This is a genomic window from Promineifilum sp. (SeqCode) (assembly GCF_041918635.1).
Classification (GTDB): Bacteria; Chloroflexota; Anaerolineae; order Promineifilales; family Promineifilaceae; genus Promineifilum.
In genome coordinates this window covers 1-10,763 of record NZ_JAYRVJ010000232.1, presented here as the reverse complement: position 1 = coordinate 10,763, position 10,763 = coordinate 1, and the positions used below count along the sequence as shown (strand labels likewise).

Below are 10,763 nucleotides of genomic sequence, written 5' to 3'. Positions count from 1 at the left end.
CGCCACCTCTCCACGGGCGACACCGCCTCGGCCCTGCCCGGCCTGTGGGATGGCGTGCTGGCCGGCAAGCGCGCCGTCAAGAACGCCCACGACTTCGACGCCCGCACCCCCAAGGTTCAACAACTGCTGAAGGACGCCCCCTTGCCGGCCGACGAGGCCGAAGTCGCCCAAGCCCTCAGCCGCTGGCAGTGGGTGGTGGACTACAGCGACGGGACGCCGCCGCGGCTGCGCGTGTCGGCCCGGATCGCCCCCGAAGTCGAAGGGGAGCGGCCCGACGAACTGGTCGACCCCAACGCTCTCGCCACGCCCGAACTGCGGGCCGACGCCGGCCGCCGCAACCAGTACCGGCTGCTCAACCTGACGCGCCGCGGCTACAGTGGCGTCGTCGCCCGCAGCCTGGTGACCGATGCCATCCGCGAGCGCTACCCCGACCCGGCCGACTTCGCCCGCAGCGTGGCCGAAGTCAGCGCCGAACCGCTGTTCGAGGGGGCGCGCGGCTCGCGCAAGAAGAGCAACCTCATCCGCGTCATGGCCGACGAGAAGGACAGCTACTTCGGCGTCAGCGGCCTGGTCGGCGCGCTGCGCAAGCGCTACAGCCTGGATGTGCAGAAGCTCGATGACGACTACGGCATTCAGCTGGTCGGTTCCGAACACCCCTACAAGCTGACGCTCGTCCGCACCGACGACCTGTACAACTACGACCAGTTCACCGCCTGGCGCGGGGCCATGACCGAGTACATCAAGCACGTCAAGGGCGTCGGCTCGTTGATGGAGCCGACGCTGCTGCACAACTTCGCCGCCGAGGCCAACGCCGTCAATCTGGAGCGGCGGCTGATCAACTATAGCACCGGCGGGGCCACCAAGGATTACCGGCCGCTCCACCCGCGCGTGGTCATGCTGCTGGAAGAGCCGCGCGCCGTGCGCCAGTTCCTCTACCTGGGCATGTTGGGCCTCGTCAGCGAGGAGGGGCTGGAAGACGGCCTCTACCGCTGGGAGCTCACCTGGCCGCACCCCGACGGCAGCCAGACCATCTGGCTGACCAAGGCGTGGAACAAGGACACCGAGAGCATGCGCCGCCCCCAGCCCGACATCCTCAACGCCATCCACGGCTACGCCATCCGGCGGCGGACGTGGCAGCCGGGTTATGGCACAGTCGTCAACCACGGCTACGGCGAGCGGCTGATCAAGGACATGGTGCGCGGCGAAGACGAGGAGGAGTTGCTGGAAGCCAACCTGCGCGGCGGCGTCGTTGCCTGGCTCCACAACATGGCCCTCGACCCGGTCGACCCAGACAAGCTGCGGCGGCAGGACTTCGAGGACATGTCCCAGGTAGCCCAGATCATGCTCCAGGAGCGGCTGGGAGAGTTGCGCCGCGGCGCGAGCAGCCCCGGCGGACGCAAGGCCGGCTCCGGCCCATTCAAAGTCATGTCCGACCTGAAGGCGGCCAAGGAGAAGGGCGACGAAGAGCCGACCCCCGCTCCGGCCCGCCGCCCCGGTCTGGGCAGTCACGCGGACTAATCAGGCGAAGGCGCGGCCGGCCAGGCCAGGGCCCGGCGAGGGGACCGGGGCTTGGGCTGATCGGCCGCGCCGCGCTAATACGAGGGTAACATGCGCGCGGCTCGCATCCTATTCGGTGTCGTTGTACTCCTCTTGCTGGCCCTGCTGGGGCTGGTCGGCTACGTCCTGGCGCGCGACGACGTGCAATCGGACGGCTTGCGCCGCCACGTCGCGCCCCGCGTCCTCGTCTTCGACCGCGCGACCGAGGTCACCCTGACCAAGCTGGCCCGGCCGGCCGTCGCCTGTCCGGCGGCGCGCCGCGCCTCCAAGATCGTGCTGGTCATTGACCGCTCCGGCAGCATGGCCGACAGCGACGCCCTGGCCGAGGCCCAAAACGCCGCCGGGGCCTTCATCAATACCGTCGACCTGGACGCCACCCGCGTCGCCATCCTCTACTTCAACCAGGCCACGGCGCTGCGCCTGCCCTTCTCGCAAGACCAGGTCGCCCTGCTAGCTGCCGCCGCCGCGCCCATCCAGGCCGACGGCGACACCGACATCGCCCGCGCTCTAGACGACGCCGGGTCGCTCCTGCGGGCCGAGACCACAGCCAATGCCGACCCGGTCATCCTCATCCTGACCGACGGCGGCTCCGACCCGGCCGCGGCCCGGCGCGTGGCCGAGGGGCTGCGCGACGAGGGGGTGCGTATCATCGCCGTCTCGCTGCCGACGGTCGACACCAACGCCGACCTGCTGCAAAGCGTGGTCAGCGCCCCCAACGACTATCACGAGAGCGCCTCGCCGGCCGAGTTGGCCGACCTCTATGCCGACGTGGCGACGCAACTCAACCAGGCTGTGGCCTTCGACGTCACGCTGGTCGAGACGGCCGCCGACGCCCTGACCGTGCGGCCGGACACGGTGCAGCCGGCCGGACTGGTGGCTGGCCGCGTCATCACCTGGACCGCGCTCAGCCTGCCGGCTGGCGAGGCGGCCTTCGCCTATCGCGCCGACGTGGGCGGCATCGGCCTGCGCGCGATCAACCAAACTGAGACGACCATGAACTATACCGACTGCATCGCCGGGGCAGTGGCCGCGACACTGCCCCCAGGGCCTAACGTGCTGGTGCTGCCGCCGTGGCTGCTGGCCCTGCTGGCCGCGCTGGCGGCGCTGCCCTTCCTGCTGGCCTGGTTCAAGCGCCCCAAGCCGGTCGCCCCGCCGGCCGCGCCCGTGTTGGCCGCCGCGCCCGCCGAGCCGCCGCCCGACCGCTTCCCCGCCTGGCTGCGCCGCCTGAACGACGGCCGCCAGACGTTGGCGCTGGGCGACCCCGACCCGGCCGCCACCGCCGACGACCTGACGCCGACCATGATCATCGGCCTCGGCCCCGTCGGGCGCGTCGTCCTGTCCCAGGTGGCCCAGGCGTTGCGCGTCCGCCGCGGCGGGCGGCTGCCGGACGAGGTGCGCCTGATGCAGATCGACGTGCGCCCCCGTGGCGTGGGCGGCCCCGCCCTCACCCAGCCCGACTACCTGGAACCCGGCGAGTGGGTCGTGCTGGAGCCGAACCTGGACGAAGTCGCCGACAACATCCGGCGCAATCCGCGCGAGTGGCCCCACCTGGACTGGTACGAGCCGACCTCCGGCGAGGATTACGGCCGCGCCGCCGGGCGCATGGCCCTCTTCCATGACCTGAGAAATGGCGCCGACCACTCCATCGTCTGGCGCGGCCTCTCCCGGCTGGCGGCGCGGCTGAGCGAGCCGAAGCTGCGGCTGGTCGGCTCTACCTTCGACGACGTGGGCGGCGGCCTGCTGGTGGACATGGCCTGGCTCATGCAACTGAACAAGGGCAGCGGCGTCGACGTAGAACTGTGGCTGACCGGCCCCGTCAACGACGACTGGCCGGCGCGCGTCAACCAGCCCCACCGCGCCATCGGGCGCGACGAACAGCGCGCCCGCACGCTGGCGACGCTGCGCGAGTTGGAACGCTTCGAGCGCAACCAGTCCGCCCCCTTCCACTATGTCGCCGAGGGCCACCTCCAGCCCAAATTCCGGCGCGTGTCGGACGCGGCTGTCGTCCAGACGCTCTACCTCTTCACCCCCCCGGACGAGCAAACGAGCGTGAACGACCACCTGACGACGCTGGCCGACGGGCTGCTGGCGGCCCTGCACACCGGCGTGCAGCAGCACATCGCCGCCCACATGACCCGCACCAACGTCCAGGCCAACGTTCTGGTCAACGAACGGGGGTGGGGCATGGCCGCCGCCCTGGGCGCGTTCTCCGTCCGCCTGCCGCTCGGCCGGCTCGACGAGGCGCTGGCCTGGCGCGCCGTCCATGAGCTGCTGTTCGAGTCGCGTGTCGGCTTGCACCCGCTGGTCAGCCTGACGCCGGCTGGCAGCTACCAGAAGTTCGACCCCGACGACACGCCCGATGACGCCGCCGCCCGCCGCGCGTCGGCCGAAGCCTTCGTCGCCCGCTTCCGGCGGCGCTACAACGACGACGACTTCGCCTACGCCCTCGTCCGCCTGACCAACGACCGGCTGAATGGGGAAGGGGGAGGGGGCGAGCCGCCGCTCCGCCGCGTCGGCAGCCTCGTCGCCACGCGCCGCTGGCTCCAGGCCGTGCGCGGCCTGCTCAACCACGAAGTGGCCGACCGGGCCGTCGAACAAGTCCGCGACCTGGAGCGGCAGATCGAGGCGTGGGAAGAGTTCATGGCGAAACAGCTTTACCCCTGGGTGGATCGTCGCCACCAGCAAGCGCGCGAGCGGCTGAGCCAACTGGGCCGCCAGACCGGCCGCCAGTGGGCCATCGAGAACGACCTCGAATGGCCCGTCTACCGCCAACGCATCCGCAACTGGTTGGAGCAGCCCGCGACCGCCGACGACCCGCTGCTGCGCGGCGCGCGGCGCTTCGGCTGGTTCGTCCGCCTCGACCCGGTCGGCCCGCGCCTCTCCCTCGAACTGTGGGTTCCGCCCGGCGATCTGGTCTGGAGCGACGACGCCAGCCACGACACGACCGACTTTCCCCTATCGCCTGAGCCGGAGGCGGTCGCCGCGCGCCTCTACCGGCTGTTGACCCCCCTGGCCGCGACGCCCTCCACCTGGGCCCAGACGCTCGAGCTGGCCGGCCGCGTGCCGCCGCAGGCGTGGCTCGACCGCGCCGCGCCGCGCTTGTCGCTCAACGAGACTCAGGCCAGCCAGGAGATGGGCATGGCCGGCGGCCTCGGCGAGAAGATCATCCTCGTCGCCCCCAAATCCGAAGAGGCCCGCCAGTTGAGCGCCCGCCTCCTGAAGGAGTCGGCCGGCAAGCAGGCGGTCGAACTGGTCGAGACCAACGACTTCTCGGCCGTCACCCTCTTGCGCGTGCGCGACCGCGCCCCGCTGCGCGCCGGCAAGGGGCTTTACGACGACACGGCCTGGAGCCAGGGATTCGTAACACCCGGCCACTACATCCGGCGGGGCGAGCAGTTGGCCGCCGCCCAGGAGAGCGGCCGCCGGCTCAGCGCCCGCTTCGTCGGCTGGCTGGAGCAAGATGAGCCGCTGGTGTCGCGCTACGCGCGCGCCTACCTCTTCAGCCTGCTGGATGGGCCGGACAGCCAGGGGGAACTTGAACTGCCCGGGCTGGGCGCGTGGCCCGGCCGCACCCCCGGCGAAGGGCTGCGCAACCTCTTCGGCGGCGACGACACCCGCCGGCCGCTGGGCTTCGCCCGGCCGGAGCGGCGGGCGGAGATGTTGCGCGACCTGGACCGGGCGACGGCTGCGGCCCAAGAGTCGGCCTGGGCCGAGTTGGGTAAGCGCGAATACCTGCAACGCGCCGACCAACTGCTGATCAAGCCGTGGCTCGACGGCGACCACTCGACCGACCGCGACCTGGCGATCTATCTACAAGGCATCATTCGGCAACTCTGAGGTGAATGACTATGGCAATGTTCAGCACCGGACAAACGATCCGCAGCCGGGCGGGCAATGAGTACGAGATCATCGACCTGTTGGGCGCGGGGGTGACGGCCGAGGTCTATCGGGCGAGCCGCCGCTCCGGGTTCGGCCTCACGCCCGCCGCCGCCGACGTGGTGGCGCTGAAAGTCCTGCGCGAAGGGCTGGCGGACGAGATCGAGCAGAACTTCCGCGACGAGGCCGTCACCCTGGGTAAGCTATCCGGGGCCGCCGCCGAACACGACCCCCGCGTCGCCACGCTCATCCCGCGCATCGTCGAGAATGCCAGCCTGAGCGAGCAGGCCGAAACGCGCTTCATTGCCTTCGAGTACATCAGCGTCCCCTCGCTCGACCGCGTCCTGGCCGACAGCGGGCCGCTGGACGAGCAAACGGCCCTCGCCATCACCTCGCAAGTCCTCAGCATCCTCCACGTCCTCCACACCGCGCTGCGTAAGAGCTACACCGACTTCCAACTCCAGAACATTCGCTGGAACGCCGACACGGGGCTGGTCAAGGTCATCGACTGGAACCACCTGAGCCTGGAGGAGCGCGACCCCACCCAGCCTCCCCGCGGCGCGGCCGACGACCTGACGCGCATGGCCGCCTACCTCTACCAGATGGTCACCGGGGCCGGCGCGCGCCTGTCGGGCGAATCGCTCCACCAGTTGCAATCGCGCGGCGGCGAGCGCTGGGACGCGCTAACGTTGGGCGCCCAGGCCCTCATCGCCCGCGGCCTGCACCTCAACCCGGCGCGCCGCTTCCCGACCGCAGCCGACTTCCGCGCCGCCGTGGACGAGCACTTCGCCCTGTGGACGAAGGATCTCAAAGACCTGAAATTTGAGCTACTGGGCGTCGTGCGGCCGATCGACCAGGAGTCCAGCGAGGGGCGTCAGGCCGATCCGCGCATGGTCGAGCGCGCCCAGGTACTTACCAACATGCTCGCGCGGCGCGAGCCGGACGCCTACGAGATTAAGCGCAGCCGCGCCGTCATCGACGACGTCGTGGGCGAGATTTCCCCCGCCTGGGCCGCCGGCTACCAGGACTACCAGCGCGCCGCCTATCAACAAGCCGCCGCGACCTGGGAGGAGGAGGCGAAAGCCCTGGGGCGCGTCGAACTGCGGCGGTGGGTCATGGCCGCCCAGACGGGCGCGGCATTGGGCAAGGAAGCCTACGCCGGCAACGTGCGTCCCCCCCTGGAACGCGCCCTGGAGGCGATGAAGAACCACGACTGGAAGCCAGCGGCCGAGACGTTGCGCGCCATCCCCGAGCGCCAGAGCGTACCCCCCCTGCGCGCCTTGCTGGCCGAGGCCGAGGCCCAATTGGCCTTCCAGCAAGCCCGCGCCGCCGAGGGGGCCGGCAATTGGCGCGAGGCGGCCCGCGCCTATGAGGAGCTTCTCGAGCGCCTGCCCGAAATCACCTATAGCGACGCCGTCAGCGAGGCATTCGGCTGGGAGGAGGAAGCGCTGCGCCGGGCGGCGGCGCGCAACGCCAACTTCGCCGCCCAGGGCGTCGACGCCCTGCGCCAGCGGCAAGAGGTGGAGAGCGCCCTCCAAGGCGACTTCGACGCCGGGTTGAAACTGCTGATCCAGGAACTGCAAAAGCAGCCCGACCAACCCGCCCTCGTCGAATTGGCCGCCGCGTCCGCCGCCGAGCGCCCGCCGCGACAGGCGCAGCACCTGTTGCACGCGGCCCTGTCCTGGGCCCGCCTGTCGCCCGACGAGGAGCGCCGCCTGCGCCAACAGTGGCGCGCGACCGAGGATGCGCGGCTGGCCGCCCTGGCCGCCGACGCCATCGGCCGGCGCGACCCCCACGACCTGGCCGAGCGGCTGAGCGACCTGCGCGGCCAACCGCCGCCGGATCTGCGCCGCGCCGCGCGCCAATGGTACGACGACGCCGTGCGGGCCGGCGCCCTGCCCCTGGCCGCCCGGCTGGCCGACGCGCTGGGCCGCTGGGACGGCCCGGCGGAGGCCGAACAGCGCGCCGGCGAACTCGACCGGCTGCGCCAACGCGCCGCCCAGGACAGCGACAACTGGCAAAACGCCCTCCTGCTGCGCGTCCAGAAGTTGCGCGACGCGGCGCGCTATACCGAGGCGGACGCGGCCGTGGCCGAGGCCGAGGCCTACTTCGGCGATGACGCGGCCTTCAAAACGCGCCTCAACCAACTCAAGTCCGAAACGCAGTGGGAGCGGCTGCTGCGCGACGCCGACCGCCGGCTCAACGGCCAGCCCGGCCTGGTGGACGTGGCCTTCGGCCGCGAGGCGCTGGAGCAGGCCCGCCGCCTGCTGCCCACGCTGGCCGACGACGACAAGCAGCCGCGCCGCGAACAGCAGCTAAGCAAGCTGGAGGCGGACGTGGCGCGGGCCGACGCGCGTCTGGCCGGCGAGCGCTACCTCGCCTCGGCTGAAGCGTGGCTGAAGTGGGAGCCGCGCCGCTGGGACGCCGCCGCCGCCGATTACGCCGAGGCCGAAAAGTGGCAGGACGCCTTCGACGCCGGGCAGAAAGACCGACTGGGCAAGGTGCGGAGCCGGCTAAACAACCGCGAGGCGTATGACAACCTCTACACCTTCCGCCACTGGCTGGCCCAGGCCGAGAACTCCCTCGCCCAGAGCAGCCACCGCGCTGCCGCGCCCATGGCCGAGTTTGCCGCCGGCTACCGCGCCACGTTGCCGCCCGATTGGAACAACAGCCTGAACCAGGACGACCAGCGGCTCGCCCGCGTCCAGGCCGGTCTGGAGGAGTGGCGGAAACGCGCCCCCACGCCCGATGACAGCGGCGGTCAGCCCGTCATCGTGATTGAGACCCCGCCCGACACCTGGCGGGAGAAGCTGCGCAAATGGCTGCACCTGCCCTTGCTGGGGCTGGCGCTGCTCTTGCTGATCGCCCTGCTGGCCGGCGCGGCGCGCGTCCCGGCGGCGCTGCGCGCCGTCCCCACCCAGATCGCCGAGGTGGGCGGCAACGTCATCGGCGTGCGCGGCGCGGTCGATTCGCTCCGTTCGGATGTGGGCGGGCTGGCCCTGGCCCTGACGCCCGCGCCGACGCTGCCCGTCGTGCTGCCGCCGACGGCCACCGCCGCCCCGCCCACCCCCTTGCCCACACCCTCGCCGCTCAGCCTGGGCGTCGAGACGATCTCCACCCCCGCGCGGGCCGATACCCCCGCCGCCTTCTTCGACCTGCCTGACCTGCGGCTAGGCGCGCCGGCCGGCTGGCAGTTCGACCTGTCGCAGCCGGTCATCGTCCTGCAGGACGAGCAGGGCGGCAAGTGGTGGCTGGTGCTCGACCTGATCGACCCGACCGGCAACCAGGCGCAGGAACTGCGCCTCGACCGGACGCTCACGCCGGCCGAGGGCGCGACCGCCGCCACCATCGACGTCATCTGGTCCAGGAACAAGACCGCCGCGCCCCTTTCCCCTGGCGACTACCGTATGGCCTTCCGGGCGATCAACCAGACCACCCGGGAAGAGCGCGCGGCCGTGGCGAATATGCTCACCGTCCAGACGCCGCCGTTGCGGGTGACGATTGACACGGAAAAGGAGGGGGCCGCGCTGCGCGTCGCGCCCGACTGGGCCGAGACGGCGCTGGCCGCCGACGTGACGTTCCCCGCCACGCAGGAGTTCGAGGCGCTGGGCCAGAAGAGCGCCCCCTGCGCGCCGGAAATGTGCGACTGGCCGGAGGCGGCCACCGCCGTGATGCTGTTGGTGCGCCCCACCGGGCAGCGCCAGACCTATTGGCTCGGGGATTATCACGCGGCCCAATTTGCCGGGGACACGTGGGCGGCGGGGCTGGCCGCGCTGCCGACCCTTCCCTGAGCGCTCGCCGACCAACCAGGAGGACACCCATGACCTCAAAAGAAGTGGACGCCATTCTTGACCAGTTGATGCGCCTGTTGTGGGAGGTAGACCGGGCCGATACGCGCCGCTACAACGCCATGATGGACGCCTCGCAGGACATCCGCGCCTGGGACCGGGCCGGCCGGGAGGGAGACATCCCCCACCGCGCCCAGTTGTTAGCGTGGAAGGTAGGCCTGCCCGACGCGGCCTCACGCTCCGACGACGTCCCCGCTGCCCCGGCCCCCACGCCGGCGGACGCGGCGCAGACGGCCGCGCCTGAAGCGCCCGTCGCCCCAACGCCGCCCCCCCCAGCTCCGCCCGCCGAAGCGTCAGTTGCCGAAGCGCCGGTCGCTGAAGCGCCGCCTCCGCCCGCGCCGGAACCAGTCCCGGCGGCCGACCCCGACGACGCCCTGCAAGCGGCCTATGACCGCGCCCTCGACCACCTGGAGGCCGAGAACTTCCAGGAGGCCAAGCGGCTGCTGGCCGGCCTGGCCGAACAGGCGCGCGGCCGGCTGCGCGGCGACGTGGCCCGCCGCTATGAGCAGGCCCGTATCGGCCTGGGCCGCCAAGTCCAGCCCCTCATCGACGCGGCGCGCGCCTTTGCCCAGGAGCACCCGGACGACCTGGAGGGGCGCAACGAGCGCTGGCGCGAGGCCGAAGCCATCGACCCCGACAACGAGGCGGTCAAGGCCGGTTTGCGCGAACTCGCGGCGGCGCGCGAGGAAGTGACCTTCCGCGAAGAGATCGAGGAGATCCGGCGCAACACCCAGTTGGCCGCCGCTTCGCTGCGCCTCACCGACCTGGAGCGCAACCTCAGCCTGGCCGCCGCCCTGCGCGACCGCATCGGCAACCCGCGCCTGATCGGCGAGGTGAACGAGCTGATCGACGGAGTCGAGGTCCTGCGCGACCAACTGCGGACGGAGTTGGGGCGACCAACGACGCTGCTCGTCACCGATATGCGGGCCGCCTACAAAGAAGCCCTGGCCCTGCGCGGCAAGAACGTCGCCCAGATGGTCGACCAGGCCGGCATCATGGACCAGGGGGTGGGGGCCGTCGTGGGCACTTTCGGCCTGACGGAACGGATCCGCGGCCAGTTTCTATCGAACCTGCGCGACCTGGTCGCCCAACGGCACACGACGGCGGCGCAGCACAAGGCCAGCAGCCCGCCCCGCGCCCGCGAGGCGATGCTGGAAGCGCAACGATTGCTGGATGACGAAATCCTCACCGCCGACGACAAACAGGAACTGGAACACGTCCGCAAGGGGGTGGAAGAGGAACTGGCCGTCATCCAGGTCTTGCTGGACAACTACCTGAAGGCCCAGAACAAGCTACTCGAGGCGCGCAAGCCGGAGACCCCCGCCCGCGAGAAGTTCGACTTGCTCGTCGCCGCCCAGGAGGATTACGCCGACTACCCCGGCCTGGAAGAGCAACTGGAGATCGCCCGCGACGGCATCGCCGCGCTGGAGGCGACCAAGCTGACCAACCAGATGACCGAGGCCGACCGGCTGCGGCGCAAGG

General features: G+C 71.3%; 3 protein-coding genes and 1 pseudogene. All 4 read left to right on the top strand.

Annotated elements, in window-relative coordinates; all coding sequences use genetic code 11:
• On the top strand, positions 1-1,518 hold a 1,518-nt coding region (locus ACE3UY_RS07980; RefSeq protein WP_374687014.1), incomplete at its 5' end, for a hypothetical protein.
• A 90-nt stretch (positions 1,519-1,608) separates the two neighbouring features.
• Positions 1,609-5,394, top strand: a complete 3,786-nt coding sequence (locus ACE3UY_RS07975) for a VWA domain-containing protein (RefSeq protein ID WP_374687013.1) — start codon at positions 1,609-1,611, stop codon at positions 5,392-5,394.
• Positions 5,395-5,405: 11 nt separating this feature from the next.
• On the top strand, positions 5,406-9,224 hold the full coding sequence (locus ACE3UY_RS07970; protein ID WP_374687012.1) for a hypothetical protein: 3,819 nt from the start codon (positions 5,406-5,408) through the stop codon (positions 9,222-9,224).
• Between the two features lie 29 nt (positions 9,225-9,253).
• Positions 9,254-10,763, top strand: a pseudogene (locus ACE3UY_RS07965) (hypothetical protein); the annotation flags it as partial.

Bases quoted from the DNA above. Each gene is read 5' to 3' on its own strand.
- ACE3UY_RS07975 (WP_374687013.1), top strand. From the start codon at position 1,609: ATGCGCGCGGCTCGCATCCTATTCGGTGTCGTTGTACTCCTCTTGCTG.
- ACE3UY_RS07970 (WP_374687012.1), top strand. From the start codon at position 5,406: ATGGCAATGTTCAGCACCGGACAAACGATCCGCAGCCGGGCGGGCAAT.